The sequence below is a fragment of the Bacillus sp. J14TS2 genome (assembly GCF_018333015.1).
Lineage (GTDB): Bacteria > Bacillota > Bacilli > Bacillales > Bacillaceae_C > Lederbergia.
The window spans coordinates 162,164-178,507 of record NZ_BORE01000004.1 but is presented as its reverse complement, the minus strand read 5'-3'; the positions used below and the strand labels follow the sequence as shown (position 1 = coordinate 178,507).

Genomic DNA, 16,344 nt, shown 5'->3' with positions numbered 1-16,344 from the left:
GAAGGATGGGGATAAAGATACAGTGTATCTTTATTATGCCATGCATGAGTTACACTATTCCCCATCCCAGTTAGAAGAACTGTATAGAGCGCCACGAAACTTTAAGGCGCTTTTATACGGTTTAATTTCGCACAAACTTGAAGAGCTTCACAGGGAAGCTAAGAAAGATAAAAAATAGTAAGGAGGTGGATCTAAATGGCTAAGTTAACAGCACGATTCGGTGCCGAGGATAAAATCACACGTAAGCTCACAGCTATTAGGAGAGAGGCTGAGAAACTGGAAAGAGTAAGATCTAAAACGAACCGGCCCTTGATAATCACAGCTAAGGATAGAGCGACTCCAGTAATGAGGAGGATAAGTGATTTTGTTAGACGAAGGATGCCTCGCACCTACGAATATACTGTGAGAGCTAGAGATTTATCTACAGCAACTCTGAGGAAGATCCAGGATCAGATTAAAAGAAGGATGCCCCGTACTTATGAGTTCGGTGTAAGAGCTCATGACCGAGCTACCTCGATAATGAGGAGAATCAATGGTTATGTGAAGGCTAATATCCTTGGCACTAAGATGTTAACTATTTTAGCCATGGATAAAGCTTCCCCAGTCATTCGTAGGATTTCTACATATGTACGGACTACATTGGGTAGAGGATACAGCTTTACAGTCCGTGCCACTGACATGGTAACAAAGACTGTGGGTAGAATCTCTGCATTTGCCAGGTCTAGTCTTCCAAGAACAATTAACACCACCGTTAGAGTAATAGATATGGCCACTAGGCCCCTCAGAGCTATCGCAGGAGCTGCTACTTCTACTTTAGGATTATTAGGAGTAGCTGGAGGAGTCGGTGGGGGGATAGTAGTACCAGTCAAGATGGTAGCCGATCGCGAAGACTTAACGACCGCATTTGAGGTTATGTTGGGCAGTGCTGAAGCTGCTAATCAAAGGATGGAGGAATTAACTTCATTTGCCGGAAGAACCCCTTTAACAAGGGATGAGATATTCCGGTCGAGCCGAGTACTCCAGACCTTTACTGGGGATGTACTATCTACGGCTAAAGGAATGGAACTCATCGGTGATGTCGCTGTAGGTACTCAAACCTCATTGGAGGATACGGCGACTTGGTTTGGACGACTATATGATGGTCTGAAATCTGGTAGACCTATTGGAGATGCCACTGCAAGATTACAAGAAATGGGTGCTATCAGTGGTAAATCCCGGGCAAGAATTGAAGAATTAGGTGAATCAGGTAAGAGTATAGAAAAGATATGGCCTGCAGTAACGAAGGAATTTTCTACTTACAATGGCATGATGGAGAAAATGTCTCATAACATGTCCAACTTACTCTTAGGACTAAAATCTTTTGTAGGAAATACGATTTTAATGCCTTGGGGTGAGGGGCTTAGAGACGCCTTCAAACCAGCACTTTTAGCTTTCCGTGAATGGAGAGGAGAATACAGTTTTGTTCTAGCTGATCTCTCTAAGAGTCTGAAATCATGGGGGACATCCTTTGCTGATCAGTTATTGAAACCGACTAGCGGAGTATTAGGATTCTTAGGAGAGCAGATGAAGATATTGTTCCCCGGAAAAATGACTGAGGAACTGAAGCTCAAAATGAAAGATGATCCCGAGCTTGAGCATAGGTTCAAGCAATTAGAAAAATATCGAGGGATGACTTTCGAAGCCCGGTGGAGTCTAGTAAAAGCTAATGTTGGAAATGAGATAGAAGAATGGTGGGACACTAAAGGTAGAGCTGGAGCTGAAAAAGTAGGACAGAATATTGGACGTACTTATGGAGGTTTTATTCGCTCAGCCATTGTGACTTTACTCGGGGGAGAAGTTGATGAGTCTGGAAATATGTTCATTGACGCTGGTGCTACCTCAGGAAAGAATTTCATAGCTGGATTTCTAGAAGCACTAGATCCAGGAGATCTTGCCATTCAGATCGGGAAGAAATTAGGACAGATCAACTTAGATGCTGGTAAGTCCATGTACGGCCACATCATTGGCGATGAGGAATTAGCTAACTCAGGATCAATTGCTGGAGCTTTATTAGCAGATTATGTGGCACTAGCTTTCTTATCAGGATTAGCTGGTAAGATAGCACCTGCTGGAACACTCATTAAGAACATAGGTAAGGGAGCAAGTAAGCTAGCTGGAAAGACTAAGAGAGCTCCAGTTTCAACTCCAGAAGCTGCCCCTATACCGCCGAAAGGGAAAACTCCCTGGTTCAACTGGTCACGAGGAACAGAGCCTAAAACTACTAAGCCCCCAGTCTATAAAAATCCATGGACGGGAGAGAAACCGAAGTTAAATGTTCCTAATGCTCAAAATACTTGGACCGGAAAGCTTTCCAAACAATTATCCACAACTACGAAGGATACAGGGAAATGGACTAAGGCTTTAGGAGGACTAGGAAAGTTCGGTAAACGGATTCCAGTACTGGGTACACTCTTAGGAGGAGCAGCAATAGCCACATCCTCTAAAGAGGAAAGGCCTGGAGTAATCGGTAATGTGGCTGGAGGAGCAGCTGGTGCCGCCGCTGGAGCTACCTTAGGATCTGTAGTTCCTGTGGTCGGGACGGCAATAGGCGGGATAGTAGGAGGAATTCTAGGATCCATCGGGGGAGAAAAGATAGCAGAATGGCTCTCTGAGAATTGGACTTCCATCAAAGACGGGGCTAAAGATGCAGCCACTGCAGTAGGTGATTGGTTCTCCAATGCCGGAACATGGATCGCAGATACCTGGTCATCCGTTTCTAGCTGGTTTATATCAGACGTATGGAATCCTATTATCGAAGGCGGTAAGAGCTCTATAAACTGGATTAAGAATACCTGGGGATCAGTCTCCAGCTGGTTTATGGATAGCGTCTGGACTCCGACTATCGAAGGAGCTCAAACGGCAATAGAATGGGTAGGAGAGAAGTTCGCTGAAGGAAGCCAGTGGGTATCAGAGAAATGGTCTGATCTCTCAGGATGGTTTGTTGCTAATGTCTGGACTCCCCTACAAGACACTGCTATTAATACTATAAACTTCGCAGTCGGACTATTCGATATGTGGAGGGAGAAAGTATCTGAGAACTGGGCAACAGTCTCTGGTTGGTTTGTGGATAATGTATGGACTCCGATAAAAAATACTGCATCCGAAGTCGGAGGATGGATCTCTGATAGATTCAAAGACTCTGTGACTTGGGTAAAAGAGACTTATGGAACTTTCATGACTTGGTTCGAGGATACTGTCTGGAACCCTCTTAGAGAATCTGTATGGGATGCAGTAAGATGGATTGGGGCCAAGTTCATTGAAGCTAGTGTATGGGTAAAAGAACAATGGAATGATTTCTCTGGTTGGTTCGAAGAGACCATCTGGGCTCCTGTCAAAGAAAATGCTGCACAAGCAGCGACTTGGATCTATGACAGAGTAGGTGAAGCTAAGATCTGGATTCAAGAAAAGTGGGCTGATTTCTCTAACTGGTTCGAGGAAACTATATGGACTCCGGTTAAAACCGGTGCTCAAGCCGTAGGACAATGGTTCTCAGACACCTTCCAGAATGCTAAAACCTGGGTACAAGAAACTTGGGTAAGTGTTTCAGGATGGTTTGAAGAAACAGTCTGGACTCCAATTAAGATGGGAGTTGGCGGTGCTGCTTTATGGATAAGTGCTAAATACCAGGAAGCTAAGGCATGGGTTCAGGAAACATGGGCCTCATTTTCTAGCTGGTTTGAAGAGTCTGTGTGGACACCTGTTAAACAAGGAGCTGAAGCCGTAGGAACCTGGATCGGGGAAAGGTACGATGCTGCTAAGTCTTGGGTTCAAGAAGCTTGGGGATCTGTAGCTGGCTGGTTTCAAGATACTATCTGGAGTCCAATTAAGGACGGTGCTCAAGAAGCTGCTGATTGGATTGGTGGAGTATTCGACTCTGCTAAAGAAAAGATCACTGGAGCTTGGAATTGGGCAAAGGGTATTTGGGGAGATGTAAAATCCTGGACAACTGGAGTAACTGAGAGAGGATCTAGTTTAACTGGGTTAAAGAACTCTAGACAGCAGCAGGCTACTCAAAATGCTACTGGAGGATACATCACAAAACCTACACTTAGCTGGATTGGAGAAGCTGGTAATGAGTATGTGATTCCGACAGAAAACAACCTTGGTAGAGGTAGAATGTTACTAGGAAAAGCGGCAGCTGATATGGGAATGAAATTACTGGATAAGAATGATCAAGAGACTAATTCTTTACAGTATAATAACCGAGAAGCTGTTAATGACACTAAGGAAACATTTAACTACTTCAGAGAGAACAACTATACCAATAAAGATACTTTCAATACTTCGAAAGAAAATATCTTGAAGGAAAAGTTCACTAACCTTAAGGAGAATATCTTCAACACGAGAGATACTCATGATGAGGAAAGGATCTTTAACACCAAGGATATCTTCAATAAGAGGGAAATCATCAATACTCAGCGAGAAGAGTACATTAACTCTAAGCAGGTCTACACTGGAACTGGAGCGGAACTGAGAACTCAAAATTTGGAAGGTGAGACAGAGTTAGACTCTGAATTTTTAGAGGTAGCATTAAGACTCCGGAAGTCTGAGAAAGGTTCAGGATTTCCTGTAAACCTCACTATCCAGTTCAATGGCGATAACCATTACTCCGAGGAGATGGACGCTGAGAAGGTAGCTAAGATCGCTGGGGATACTATCGTTGAAAGGATTAAAGACGGATTGAACTCGGAAGGAGAAGGAGCCTATGACCTATGAGATGTGGTTAACTCACGATAAGGACAAATTCCGCCTTCCGGTTCTTCCGGATGAGCTGAATATTGGTGACGGTTCAATGAACCAAACATACAGTGTTGCTAAACTCGGAGAAGTAAATATTATTCAGGATCCTGTCTTGAAGACCTTTACTTTCTCATCATTCCTCCCTGCTAAGTATGGCCCATACTGTGAGTACAAGAAGGTCCCAAAACCTTGGGATGTAATCAAGAAGTGGGAGAAATGGAAAAGGACGGGTAATCCGTCCCGATTCATTTTTACTGGATTTGTGAACATGGCGGTAACTATTGAAGATTTGTCCTATTATGAAAGAGGCGGAGAAGTTGGAACCATCCACTATACTCTGACTTTAAAGGAGTATAAGACAATAACTGTAAGGAAGGTAACTCATAAAGCTTCTCCAAGGCCTAGTCCACCACCACCTCCTAAGAAGGCAGCTGCTAAAACAAAGACTCATACGGTAAAAAGTGGAGATACTCTTTGGGCTTTGGCCGTAAAGTATTATAAGAATGGAACTCAGTGGAAGAAGATCTGGGAGAAGAATAAAAAGCTTCTAACGGACCGGGATAAAAGGAACCTTAAGCAACCTGGGCACTGGATCTATCCAGGACAGAAGCTTACTATTCCTTAAGGATGTGGATGGTCTATGATGCAAGTATTAGTAGTGAAAGAAAAAGAGACATGGGATATCACAGAAATGGTTCAATCAGTTGATTGGTTTGGGAAGAAATACCGAGCTGCTAGAACTGTAAAAATCTCCTTCATCTCACTGTCAGAAGGGCAACACCAGACAGTTAAGCAAACTGAAGGTGAAGGGATATACTTCAAATGGAATGGCGTAGAGCTCTTTCGAGGGGTAATTTTTAGCACTGGGAGATCTAAGAAGGGATCGTTTCAAATTACGGCCTATGATCAATTGGCGTACCTTTTGAAAAACTATGACTCTTATGTTTTTAAAAATATAACACTAACAGGGATCACAAAGAGAATCTGTAGCGATTTCGGAATACCAACCGGTAGTCTTATAGATACTCGATATGTGATCCCTAATAAGGTTTATGATGATGTATCTCTCTACGATATGATTCTGGAGGGAATGCAGGACACACATAAAAACTCGACTGAGAGATTCTATGTTAGATCAGATAAGGGGAAGATCCAGTTATTTCGGCGTGTCGAACAAACTAGTTTGTGGGTCATTGAGGATGGAGTTAACCTTATAAATTATTCTTATGATACCAGTATAGAGGATACAGCTAACCGGGTGAAATTGGAGTCGGGTGAAGGGAAAAAGACTCTCATCGCTACGGCTAACAACGGAACATTACAAAAGCGATTTGGGATTCTTCAGCACTATGAACGTACTACTGAGGATCTCAATCAAGCCCAACTGCAGACGAGAGCTAATAAGATTCTGAAAGATAAAGGAAAAGTAAAGGTGGATTACTCCATTGAGGGATTAGGAATCCCTGAGGTAATTAGTGGGGGAATGGTCCATATAAAAGAAGGTGAACTAGGAATCAATCGTATGTATTATGTGGACTATGACTTCCACACCTTTAAAGGAAAGGACCATCTTATGTCACTGGAACTAACGTTAACGGATGAATAGGAGAGATAGGAATGAACCAGCTTATAAAACAAATCGCATTGGATGCAATGGAACATAGTAAACCTGTCAAAATCTTTGAAGCTACTGTGTCTTCCTCACCCCCTAACATTCAAATTCGACTCAGAAGCAATCCTAAGCTGATAATTCCTAAAGATTTAATTATTGCTTTAGATAGTTCCAGCGATGTCAAAGCTGGAGATACTGTCATGGTAGCTTCTCTTCAAGGCGGACAAGCATTCTTAATCATGGGAAAAGCAAAGAGGTGGTGAGTTGATGCTAGAGCCAGAAATTGACTTCTCCGAAGCAGAGAAAAGTAATGAGGAAGATCGGATGGAGGAAGGCTATCAAACTTATAAGCTAGACATAGATACTGGCCATATTAGCCGCGAGCTGATTACAGGTGTTGAAGCAGTGAAACAGTTTATTGCCCTTGCTATCAGAACACCCCGATTCCAGTATCCCATATACTCCGATCAATTTGGGAGTGAAGTATGGGAACTAATAAAGAGCTCTGATGAAGATGAGGTAACTTTAGAGTTCTTACGGTCTGAGATTGAAAGGCTAACCACAGAGGCACTTATCTTCGATGATCGTATTGAAGATGTTTATGAGTTTGAGATTCAATTCAAGGGTGATACTGCTCATGTTAAATTTAAAGTTGATTCCCTTGGTGAAATTATAGAGATAGATCAGGAGGTGGTAATGTGATTAGATTTGAGAAAGAATACGATGCAATTTTAGAGGAATTACTCTCTACCATTTCTCCTGATCTAGATAGGCGAGAGGGATCCATTATATATAACGCTTTAGCTCCCATGGCCAAGAAACTTTATGACATATACATCCAAATGGACCGGATCCTGGAACTAACCTTTGCTTCTACTAGCGAGGATATGTACTTGGATTATCGTATAGAGGAGTCCGGGCTTAAAAGGAGAGCAGCTGAAGCGGCTATCCGAGAAGTAACATTAAATGTTTCAGTACCATTAGGAACAAGATTTTACGGAGAAGGACTATATTTTAGAACAACATCCACTGGAACAACTGTAAGTGCTGAATGTGAGGCAAGTGGAGAAGAGGGGAACATACCTCCATCAGGAACTAACCTCCTCCCTGTGGATAATATTCCAGGACTTGAAACAGCAGTTCTGGGCAAGATTATTAGTCCGGGTTCAGACCAAGAATCAGATGAGGACTACTTCTTAAGGTATCAAGATAGGATCACTAAGCCAGTAACTAGCGGAAATGCCTATAATTACATCCAATGGGCTCGCGATGTGACAGGAATAGGCTCAGCTAGGATTTTCCCCTTGTGGGATGGACCTGGTACTTTAAAAATTCTTTTAGTGGGGACTGATGGGAGAGCAACCAGTCAGGAAAAGACTCAAGAAGTCTGGGAATACATCGAAGAAATTAAACCAGTAGGTGTAAATCATACTGTTGAACCTGTGACAGAGTTTCCCATCAATGTAACTGCTGAGCTAGATTTAAGAGATGGCCAGACACTTGAAGCAGTAGAAGAGGAATTTAGAACTGAATTTGCTCAGCTACTAAGATCGTTTTCTCAAGAGAGCTTAGTTATCAGAGAGGGAGATGATTACATCTCAGGCTCTGTGAGATACTCTCGAGTAGCCACTTTACTTTTAGGTTTACCTGGAGTAGTAGACTGGCAGAATCTAAAGCTCAATGGAGATGAAGCAAACATTGACCTAAAAGAAGATCAGATAGGCATAGTAGGAGAGGTGACCTTCAGTGAACTCACAAGATGAAATGCTTGAGTCCATTCCAGTTGAGCTGAGGGCTTCCTCTCAGTACATCGCTATATTTGGTGCTAGTGGGAAGCAGCTGGATAAAACTATCGATCAATTAAGTGATTTATTGGATCAGACTTATATAGATATGTCCACTTGGTCTCTTGAGATCTGGGAGGAGGAATACGGCTTACCTAATGGAACAGGTAAACCCACAAGCGAACGGAGGTCCTCTATAAAGGCCAAGAAGATAGGAATTGGTACAGTTACTAAGGATTTGATCAAAGCTGTATCAGAGGCATGGTATGGGGGACAGATCGAGGTTCTTGAGAATTATGCTGAGTATGAGATTGGAATTAAATTTACTTCTAATCTTGGAGTTCCTTCTAATTTAGATGACGTAAGAGAAGCCTTGCTGGAAATCATACCAGCACACCTAACGATTAAGTTCTACTTCAGTTATGTCCTAATTGAGGAGGTGAGCAGGCTTACGCTTGAGGAACTAGAGCAAGTAGAATTAGACAACTTCGCTGGAGGTGTAAGAGTATAATGGCAAGTAATACCGAAAGATTTGATTTATTGAAAAAGGATCCAGCTGTCGATGGTAAAGATACTTTTAATATTGAAACCATGCTTAATGATAACTGGGATAAGTTAGAAAAGGCAGCTAAGAAATCGGAGATAGATGCTCACACTACTAGTAAATCCAATCCGCATGAAGTAACTAAATCTCAGGTTGGCTTAGGTAATGTGGACAATGTGAAGCAGGCTCCTAAAACGGAATTTGATACGCACGTTAACAATAAAAATAATCCTCACGGAGTTAGTTCTGAACAGATCAATGTGATTAAAGCTTATACTCGAAAAGTAAGTGATCCTTATACTAGCTATCCGTTGGGAATCAGTACTTTATTTGTTGGAACTGGAGAACCTCAGGGTTCATGGCCTGTTTATGGAGCTGTTACTACTATTAAGCCCTATGAAACTTCTCAAACTAAGGGAGGATCAACAATTCAATTCCTTACTCCCTATGGAACAACCTCATCAAATGGAGGTGGGAAGATAAGATTTAGGTACCTCCCCTATCAAGAAACTGATTGGTCAGATTTTGTAGAGCTAGCAGTTGCCGATAGGGTATTTACTTATGATCCGAATAAACCATCAGCTAGTAGAAGTTTAGATGGGTATACAACCCCAGGGGTCTATACTCTGGCTAATGGAGACTCAAGTTCAAATGCTCCTGGATCGAGCAATAATATGTCTCTACTGGTAATGAGGAACGGGGATTTTATGACTCAAATTGTCTCGATTCCAGAAACCTCAGGTATTGTTAGGGGATATACCTATATAAGATACTTTGGTAGTAATAAATGGCATTCATGGAGAGCATTAGTAGAAACTCCAGCGTTATCACTTGATAGAGTAGTTCTAGGAGAAAATTCCAGTGGCTCAGGGAACGGAGCTGTATCCCTAGGAGAGAATGCTAAAGCCAGTGGAAATGCTTCCGTGAGTTTAGGTAGAGGGGCAAATGCGTCCAGTAACTTTTCAACTGCAATAGGAGCATATTCAGCCCCCCTGAATTCCAATGAGGGTACTCTAGGGGGATCAGAATCCAACACCTCAAATAAATGGTTAGTTCCTGGCTCTTTTACTGTCTCAGGAACTAAGAACTTTGAGATTCCTCATCCTCACCCAGATAAAAAGGATACTCACAGGTTAAGACATTCAGCTGTGGAGAGTCCTACGGCAGGAGATAACTTATATCGTTTCACGGTTGAAGCAGTTAAAGATAATGAGACAACAAAAATGTTGCTTCCCGAATATTTTCAATACCTCAATAAAAATGTTGATGTATATGTAAGTCCACATCTGCACTTTGGGAGAGCTTACGGTGTCGTAGAGAACGGAGAATTGAAGGTAACTTGTGAAACTGCAGGAGAATATAAAGTATTAGTCATCGGGACCCGTAATGATGAACATCAAGACATACAGGATTGGAGTATTAAAGGAGTAGAGAGAGAAAACGGTGAGTCTTGGACAGGGGAAACTTACGTATTTGAAGTTGAAGAAATCAAAGAGATATCGGAGGTCATGTAGATTATGAATATCATTATTAAGAGCTCTACAATCCAATTTAAGAATCCTACAATCGGTCAACCCTCAAGAGCTGTAGAGGAACATTACTTCGGAAGAGTTGTTACAGCTGTGGTTGATGGTGAGGAGAAAATGTACCGATTTAAACCTGAAAAATTGCCTTACCATTCCGACGAAGAAGGTATGATAGCAGCGATTGAAGAAAGAGTGATTGAGGAACACCAAAAAGAACATCAAGAAGAACAAGAGGAAGAGATGGAAGCCGAGTAAGGCTTTTTTATTTTGGATAACTATTGCGCCGTAGAGAAATTGTGCAGTAATCGCACTCAAAAGCCTCCTAGACCTTGGTAAAATAGTATCAAGGGGGGAGGAATTATTGAAAAACTAGATGAGGAATGGGCAGAACTTATTAAAGAAGCTATTAAGCTAGGAATAACAATGGAAGAAATTAGAGAATTTATTAAGAAGAGTCCTTAGGGGCTCTTTTTTGTATTTTAGATAGAAATCGGGAGGGGGGTAAATAATGCCTTGTAAAGAGGATATGGAGGAAAAGAAAATGTTTAAAAAATACGGCGAGTACATTTTTCTGGCTAATATGTTGATGATAATTGCTGCAACTTACCTGACTATCACCGGGCTGTTTTTTATTACAGCGCCTGCAGATTCTAATTCTCCAACATATGGGAGGATGTTAGAGTTAATGTCTTTTGATGCATATGGTTTGTTTATGCTAGTTGCTGCTACACTTTTATTTGTTTCTTCATTTCAAACTGGGAAATTACGTCATTTATCAATGTTGGTAGGAGGGATATTAGGGGCCTTGATACTCGGCTTGTATGCATCTGCCAGTACACAAGGGGCTGTGAACTTGATGATCCCATTAAGATATTCGTTAATAGCATGCACAAATCTAATCATTGCTGCGGTAGGGGGAATCGGGTTATGGAGAAGCAGGAGACTCGGCTCGTCACAAGATTAGAAATGTTTCAGTCTCAACAAGAATTGAAGCGCGATGTTACTAGTAAAATCGAAGAGGTTGACGGCAAAGTTGATTATCTCAATAAAATCGTACTTCCACTCGTGGAGTCATCGAAACAAACAGCCAAAAATACAGATAGAATGGCAAAATCATTGGACGAGTTCACTGCTGAACAAAGAAAAACAAATGGGAAATTGTATCGGAAATTAAGTGATCATGATATCGCATTGACCGAGTTAGGTGTATCAACAAAATCTCAAGCAGATGTGAAAAAAGCAAATGCAACGATTATTGTAGCTGTCATCGGTGCCGTAAGTGTACTGATTAGCGGCATTTTTGCAATTGCCCCACATTTATTCAAGTGAAAAATCGTTTGAACTAGTTAAAAGCGCGACGGTAATACGAAGTAAGACACCTCATTGAGGGGTCTTTTTTAATTCAACAAAAAAAGGAGGAATTTTAACCATGAAAAACACTGCAAAAAACATTACAAAAGCTACTTGGACAAGGATCATTGTTTTATTTTTAGTGCTTATCAACCAGGTAAGCATTTCTTTTTTTGAGTTTGAAATTTTGCCATTTGATGAATCGAACATTTATGAAGGTGTATCTGTTGTGTTGACGGTTGGCGTTACTATTTGGACAGCCTGGAAGAACAACTCGATTACGGACGAAGCAAAGCAAGCAGATGAATACTTGAATGATTTAAGACAAAATTTAAAGGAGGAAAAATAATGGCTAGAGTAGCATTACAAACACTAATCGACAGGTCCACCAAAAACATGGGAGCTGTCCACGCAGTTGTTAAGGAGACAACATTGGAAGTGATCAAGCGGGCCTATAAGGAAGGGATCAACGTACAAATTAGCGCAGGGTATCGCTCTAACGCAGAACAGCAACGACTATACAATCAAGGCCGGACCACTCCCGGAAACATCGTCACAAATGCTAAGCCTGGTCAATCCCTCCACAATTATGGCTTGGCAGTTGATTACTTTTTGACTAACGAATCCGGCACAAAAGCCGTGTGGACCGTTAATGCTAATTGGCGCAGAGTGGCAGCTATTGCTAAATCATTAGGATTTTCTTGGGGCGGAGACTGGACAGGCTTTGTTGACTATCCTCATCTAGAAATGACTGGAGGTCTATCTTTATCGCAATTACAAGCTGGCAAAAAACCTAATCTCATTAGCAAGGTTGGGGGGACGGTTAGCAAACCACCTGCTAATAAACCGGCACCTAAACCAAAACCATCTAAACCGACCCAAAAATGGACCACTAAAAATGGCAAGTGGACAGGTCAAGTGTTGGAAAAAGGCGATTGTGGACCAGCCGTAAAAGATTTACAAACTAAACTGGCCAATAACAATCCTCCATTTTATCCAGAAAAAGGCGCTAAAAATAACGGGATTGATGGCTATTATGGTGCCAAAACAGAGGATGCGGTCAAGAGGTTTCAGTCTTATTATGGGCTTGTTGTAGATGGCGTAGCAGGGAAAAAGACTTATGGTAAGCTTGCGCCTAAAAAGGCAGCGTCTAAGCCTGCAAGTAAGCCTAAACCATCGGGTGGGGGTAAACACGGCAAGTTAAAAATCGTAGGTGTGAGTAATGCTGCCATCGTTATGGACTCACCAGACCGCAAAAAAGCCAAGAATTTAGGAACTGTTAAGCTAGGTGCTACATTACCACTTAATGGATCCGTTCGAGGTAAAAATAGCGACACCGGATACTGGGAAGTGGAGTTTAAGGGGAAGTTAGGCTACATTACGGGTAAGTTTGGTAAGCAAGTATGATATAATTAAACCAATCGGGCGTCGATCGCCTAGGAAAGCGACTCACTTATATGGTGGGTTGCTTTTTCTTTCTATAAAATAGCCCTCTTTTGTGGGTTAAGGCTTATAATGAGTGAATCATCCAAAACCTTTGTTCACATAATGTTCACTTACGAGGAGGCTCTGACTATCCCTATACTATATAGGCAGTAAAAATAGGAAGGGATGATGGCATTGCCAACTAGCAAGAAGGAAAATTTACAATTTGGATTAATAATGTGTTTTTTGATGGTATTAGTTATGACTATATATAATTTATACCTTAATGGATCAATCGGGAAAATAACTTTTATAGAAGGGTTATTTGATTTTTTAATTGGATTTGCCGTTGCTTTTATACTTGATATGTTTATAGTAGGTCCTAATGCTAAAAAATTGGCATTTAAATTGACTGCAAATACAAGCAAAAAAATCTATACAGTTCTAGCCATATCAAGCTGTATGGTTCTAGGAATGGCGTTTTTTATGTCTATTTATGGATTAGTATCAACTTATATTCATAGTGGTTTTACTTCTAAATCAGTACTTGCAGATTATTTTGCCATTTTTGGTAAGAATTTCATTATGGCATTACCTCTACAGATTATTGTTATGGGACCACTAGTGCGTCACATATTTACTAAGTATATTAAAACTAACATAGTTACTTAAGAAAATGCGTGGATAATAAAAAAATAGCCCTCACGCTTGTGGGGGCGAAATTAACATCAAAAAGTACATTATTTTTTACCGGCAATAATGCAAAGAAATCTAGAATGAAAATCCAGGTTTTATTTTGTTTCAATAAATCCACAAAAAAATGTAACATATTTTTTCAAAAAAGTGTTTTAAAAATCACATTTATGGTATATTATAGCTAATAGCTCATCTACCTAGATGTAGAAGGAGAATGCTGAAGCCATATAATGGCTCCGGCTTTTTAGTTTGTTTGGAGTGTTTGGGTGTATTCCTCATATTTTTTATCATATTGGCTTTTGGATCGTATTAAAAAAACTGGGAAAGCAGTTTCGAATATATAATATGTAAGTGATCCTTTATCTAATTTGTTTTTTAAAATGATTAAATAATCAACTATTCCCTCTTGATAACGCAAGAAAGTTTTTTCAACCACTTTATTCCTCTTGTCTCTTTTTTTCTCTATCCAAATCTTTACACGTAAATCTTTCCTGTTAGCGAGTTTTATTATTTCGGGTATCCAATGTATCCTCGCCATTCGATATAAACATTCATTTCTTTTTAAAGGAATAAACCAAGTGTGAGCTTTTGCTAGTGTACATTTATTTAAACATTCGATATTTGAAATATCATTTGTGCATGGGAATATAGTGTGTTCCCTTTTCTCGGTCAAAGAAGCGATATGCATTAATTTTTCCGGATAAGGATAAGTAATACCATTTGCAATTTTTGATATTTCAAAATAAATAAATTTACCTTCGAATCTAGGACGACTTTTTTGTTGCATAAAAGCCTTGTCAAAAATATGATAAGTGTAGGCAAAGTTTTCTTCTACTGAACCATGTTGAAGTAACAAAGGTTTAGTTAGACTCATTTCATCTAACCCCCTCAGGATTCCAAATGAACAAGTTAAATTTTTTTTCGCTTTTATATGAACTAAAATCAAAGTTAACTTTATATGTTTCTATTATATGGGTTATGATTTTGTTTTTAGCATTGTCTTTGTGTTTCACATATAATCCCCGATGATAATATGATAGTGCTCCGATAATTAAGTCGCATACTTGGAGTAATTCTGATTGGTGTGAGTTGATTTGTTGAATATCCTTTAAGACAGATTCATTAAAATCATACATATTATTGCATAAAACTTCATGCAGTTTTTTTACCCTTTTACCGCCACGTGTATCTTTAATATCAATAAAAATTCTATATTCCTTTCCCCACTCTAGCAAAGGATCAATAAGCCTAAAATACATTTTATAATACCATAAGTCATAATCTCCCATGGAATACTTTCCATGATCGAGTTCTTTTTTATTTTGCGCTACAAGTCCCCTAAAATATACTTCGTTATTAAAAAACCAATCTATAACGTCATAATAGAATTCTATTTTAGAATTTGATACTTTTGCCCACTTTATTTCGTTCCAAGTACTCATACTATGCCGGTTTTTAATTTCGCGAATTTCATTAAAATAAGATTGTTTTTTGTTAGAGTCAACTTGCAAACTTCCAAGAACCATAACATTACTATTATCATTTTCTAAATGACAGCTTTCGTCACAATAAATATATATCATTTAACCCTCCGCATAATAACTTATAATGTTAATAGGATTATAGCATAAAAAGTCGATAATAATTTAATTTTACTATAAAAGTGATACCAATAAACGGGAAAAATTAGTATTAAAATTAATATAACCTCTAAAACTAAGCGTTCTTTTAATACGCTTGATTACTCCACAATTTTCCACTTGAATAAAGAACACATAAAAAGCCCTGCGGAAACAAACAGGACCTTTTACTTGAATAGTTTTCTTAACAGCTTAAATATATCGAATGTAGTTTTATTGTACACCTTATTGTAAGCATACTTCTTCGGGTCTCTCACCCAACCATATCCCCGCGGCATTTTAATTCCAGCACGGTGAACCACTTGTCTTTTAATACTAGTCCGTGCGCTTACTCTTTTTTTTTAGACTGGGTTTCCTCATCCCTATTTTGATTTTCACTTTTTAACACTTCCTCACGATCTTTAAGCAGCTGGAAAAATTCTTCAATATCCTCCAATTCAGCTCGATTCCTAATAAAGCTTCTAGCTCTCGATCGATCACTTAAATATTTGGCTTTCTCCTTATTTTTCTCCTGCCATTTTTTATTCGCTTCGGTCTGTTTGTTCTTTTCCAATTTGTTCAACTTCCTTCATTAGATGTTTTTTCTTGGAATTTAAAAATAAGCAACTCACCATTCGGACGGGTGCCTGCTTTTTCTGTTAAGCATATAATCCTCTAGGAGTTCCTTACTTCGGGTTTTGAGCACATGTTTGGCGTATGTTCGTACATGCCCATAACCTTTGTATATTACCTCGTACTTTGTATGACTTAAACAATATATCTTGATGTTATTATCCCTCATATACTTTTTATTTTTGTATGAATCCTGTTGGATAGCGTGCATTACTTTTTCCACATATCTATAGTAAGGCTCTTTTAATTTAATTTGGCTTTGCGCAATAGCTTTCAGATCATGATTTAAAATCTTTATAAGTAGTGGCAAGAATATAGCCTTTTCGATCGTGGGTTCCTCATGTTCTGGTATTAGCATTTAAATCATCCTCCTATT

The 16,344-nt window shown here is 39.7% G+C and carries 19 protein-coding genes and 1 pseudogene; 16 read left to right on the top strand and 4 right to left on the bottom strand.

Features of this window, described 5'->3' with window-relative positions; all coding sequences use genetic code 11:
• Positions 1-22 precede the first annotated feature (22 nt).
• From KI375_RS27925 to KI375_RS07825, 16 genes are all read left to right on the top strand, one after another.
• On the top strand, positions 23-178 hold the full coding sequence (locus KI375_RS27925; protein ID WP_374706822.1) for a hypothetical protein: 156 nt from the start codon (positions 23-25) through the stop codon (positions 176-178).
• A gap of 17 nt (positions 179-195) precedes the next feature.
• Complete coding sequence (locus tag KI375_RS07895) at positions 196-4,755, top strand: hypothetical protein (protein ID WP_212972951.1); 4,560 nt, start codon at positions 196-198, stop codon at positions 4,753-4,755.
• The gene (locus tag KI375_RS07890) at positions 4,745-5,404 is read left to right on the top strand and encodes a LysM peptidoglycan-binding domain-containing protein (protein ID WP_212972950.1); all 660 of its coding nucleotides are present in this window, start codon (positions 4,745-4,747) and stop codon (positions 5,402-5,404) included. Before KI375_RS07895 ends, KI375_RS07890 begins: the two co-directional genes overlap by 11 nt.
• Before the next feature lie 15 nt (positions 5,405-5,419).
• The gene (locus tag KI375_RS07885; RefSeq protein WP_212972949.1) at positions 5,420-6,385 is read left to right on the top strand and encodes an XkdQ/YqbQ family protein; all 966 of its coding nucleotides are present in this window, start codon (positions 5,420-5,422) and stop codon (positions 6,383-6,385) included.
• Positions 6,386-6,396: 11 nt separating this feature from the next.
• A complete protein-coding gene (locus tag KI375_RS07880; RefSeq protein WP_212972948.1) occupies positions 6,397-6,654 on the top strand; it encodes a DUF2577 family protein in 258 nt (85 codons plus the stop codon).
• 4 nt (positions 6,655-6,658) lie between these two features.
• Positions 6,659-7,093: a DUF2634 domain-containing protein gene (locus KI375_RS07875; protein ID WP_212972947.1), complete on the top strand. Its 435-nt coding sequence runs from the start codon at positions 6,659-6,661 to the stop codon at positions 7,091-7,093.
• Positions 7,090-8,154 (top strand): baseplate J/gp47 family protein, encoded by a 1,065-nt coding sequence (locus KI375_RS07870; protein WP_212972946.1) that lies wholly within the window; start codon positions 7,090-7,092, stop codon positions 8,152-8,154. Before KI375_RS07875 ends, KI375_RS07870 begins: the two co-directional genes overlap by 4 nt.
• Entirely contained in the window at positions 8,138-8,686 is a 549-nt protein-coding gene (locus KI375_RS07865) for a putative phage tail protein (protein WP_212972945.1), read from the top strand. Before KI375_RS07870 ends, KI375_RS07865 begins: the two co-directional genes overlap by 17 nt.
• On the top strand, positions 8,686-10,233 hold the full coding sequence (locus tag KI375_RS07860) for a hypothetical protein (RefSeq protein ID WP_212972944.1): 1,548 nt from the start codon (positions 8,686-8,688) through the stop codon (positions 10,231-10,233). The genes KI375_RS07865 and KI375_RS07860 overlap by 1 nt, the downstream gene beginning before the upstream one ends.
• 3 nt (positions 10,234-10,236) lie before the next feature.
• The gene (locus KI375_RS07855) at positions 10,237-10,500 is read left to right on the top strand and encodes a hypothetical protein (RefSeq protein ID WP_212972943.1); all 264 of its coding nucleotides are present in this window, start codon (positions 10,237-10,239) and stop codon (positions 10,498-10,500) included.
• Positions 10,501-10,587: 87 nt separating this feature from the next.
• Positions 10,588-10,707, top strand: coding sequence for an anti-repressor SinI family protein (locus KI375_RS27650; protein WP_306419799.1), 120 nt, complete (start codon positions 10,588-10,590; stop codon positions 10,705-10,707).
• Positions 10,708-10,753: 46 nt separating this feature from the next.
• On the top strand, positions 10,754-11,209 hold the full coding sequence (locus tag KI375_RS07845) for a hypothetical protein (RefSeq protein WP_212972942.1): 456 nt from the start codon (positions 10,754-10,756) through the stop codon (positions 11,207-11,209).
• Entirely contained in the window at positions 11,173-11,574 is a 402-nt protein-coding gene (locus KI375_RS07840) for a hypothetical protein (RefSeq protein WP_212972941.1), read from the top strand. Before KI375_RS07845 ends, KI375_RS07840 begins: the two co-directional genes overlap by 37 nt.
• A gap of 100 nt (positions 11,575-11,674) precedes the next feature.
• On the top strand, positions 11,675-11,944 hold the full coding sequence (locus KI375_RS07835) for a phage holin (protein ID WP_212972940.1): 270 nt from the start codon (positions 11,675-11,677) through the stop codon (positions 11,942-11,944).
• Entirely contained in the window at positions 11,944-13,002 is a 1,059-nt protein-coding gene (locus KI375_RS27645; protein ID WP_280528631.1) for a M15 family metallopeptidase, read from the top strand. The genes KI375_RS07835 and KI375_RS27645 overlap by 1 nt, the downstream gene beginning before the upstream one ends.
• 213 nt (positions 13,003-13,215) lie before the next feature.
• The gene (locus tag KI375_RS07825) at positions 13,216-13,692 is read left to right on the top strand and encodes a DUF2798 domain-containing protein (RefSeq protein WP_212973172.1); all 477 of its coding nucleotides are present in this window, start codon (positions 13,216-13,218) and stop codon (positions 13,690-13,692) included.
• A 268-nt stretch (positions 13,693-13,960) separates the two neighbouring features.
• Here KI375_RS07825 and KI375_RS07820 read toward each other — a convergent pair whose 3' ends face one another.
• From KI375_RS07820 to KI375_RS07805, 4 genes and pseudogenes are all read right to left on the bottom strand, one after another.
• The gene (locus KI375_RS07820; RefSeq protein WP_212972939.1) at positions 13,961-14,590 is read right to left on the bottom strand and encodes a hypothetical protein; all 630 of its coding nucleotides are present in this window, start codon (positions 14,588-14,590) and stop codon (positions 13,961-13,963) included.
• Between the two features lies 1 nt (position 14,591).
• Positions 14,592-15,299 carry a DUF3800 domain-containing protein gene (locus tag KI375_RS07815; protein ID WP_212972938.1) on the bottom strand — a complete coding sequence of 236 codons (708 nt, stop codon included), beginning with the start codon at positions 15,297-15,299 and terminating at the stop codon, positions 14,592-14,594.
• 224 nt (positions 15,300-15,523) lie between these two features.
• Positions 15,524-15,728: pseudogene (locus KI375_RS27800) on the bottom strand (hypothetical protein).
• 235 nt (positions 15,729-15,963) lie between these two features.
• Entirely contained in the window at positions 15,964-16,326 is a 363-nt protein-coding gene (locus KI375_RS07805) for a YhjD family protein (RefSeq protein WP_212972937.1), read from the bottom strand.
• Positions 16,327-16,344 lie beyond the last annotated feature (18 nt).

Excerpts from the sequence above, each read along its gene's own strand:
- KI375_RS07895 (WP_212972951.1), top strand. The coding sequence starts at position 196 with ATGGCTAAGTTAACAGCACGATTCGGTGCCGAGGATAAAATCACACGT.
- KI375_RS07890 (WP_212972950.1), top strand. The coding sequence starts at position 4,745 with ATGACCTATGAGATGTGGTTAACTCACGATAAGGACAAATTCCGCCTT.
- KI375_RS07885 (WP_212972949.1), top strand. The coding sequence starts at position 5,420 with ATGATGCAAGTATTAGTAGTGAAAGAAAAAGAGACATGGGATATCACA.
- KI375_RS07880 (WP_212972948.1), top strand. The coding sequence starts at position 6,397 with ATGAACCAGCTTATAAAACAAATCGCATTGGATGCAATGGAACATAGT.
- KI375_RS07875 (WP_212972947.1), top strand. The coding sequence starts at position 6,659 with ATGCTAGAGCCAGAAATTGACTTCTCCGAAGCAGAGAAAAGTAATGAG.
- KI375_RS07860 (WP_212972944.1), top strand. The coding sequence starts at position 8,686 with ATGGCAAGTAATACCGAAAGATTTGATTTATTGAAAAAGGATCCAGCT.
- KI375_RS07855 (WP_212972943.1), top strand. The coding sequence starts at position 10,237 with ATGAATATCATTATTAAGAGCTCTACAATCCAATTTAAGAATCCTACA.
- KI375_RS07845 (WP_212972942.1), top strand. The coding sequence starts at position 10,754 with ATGCCTTGTAAAGAGGATATGGAGGAAAAGAAAATGTTTAAAAAATAC.
- KI375_RS07840 (WP_212972941.1), top strand. The coding sequence starts at position 11,173 with ATGGAGAAGCAGGAGACTCGGCTCGTCACAAGATTAGAAATGTTTCAG.
- KI375_RS07835 (WP_212972940.1), top strand. The coding sequence starts at position 11,675 with ATGAAAAACACTGCAAAAAACATTACAAAAGCTACTTGGACAAGGATC.
- KI375_RS27645 (WP_280528631.1), top strand. The coding sequence starts at position 11,944 with ATGGCTAGAGTAGCATTACAAACACTAATCGACAGGTCCACCAAAAAC.
- KI375_RS07820 (WP_212972939.1), bottom strand. The coding sequence starts at position 14,590 with ATGAGTCTAACTAAACCTTTGTTACTTCAACATGGTTCAGTAGAAGAA.
- KI375_RS07815 (WP_212972938.1), bottom strand. The coding sequence starts at position 15,299 with ATGATATATATTTATTGTGACGAAAGCTGTCATTTAGAAAATGATAAT.
- KI375_RS07805 (WP_212972937.1), bottom strand. The coding sequence starts at position 16,326 with ATGCTAATACCAGAACATGAGGAACCCACGATCGAAAAGGCTATATTC.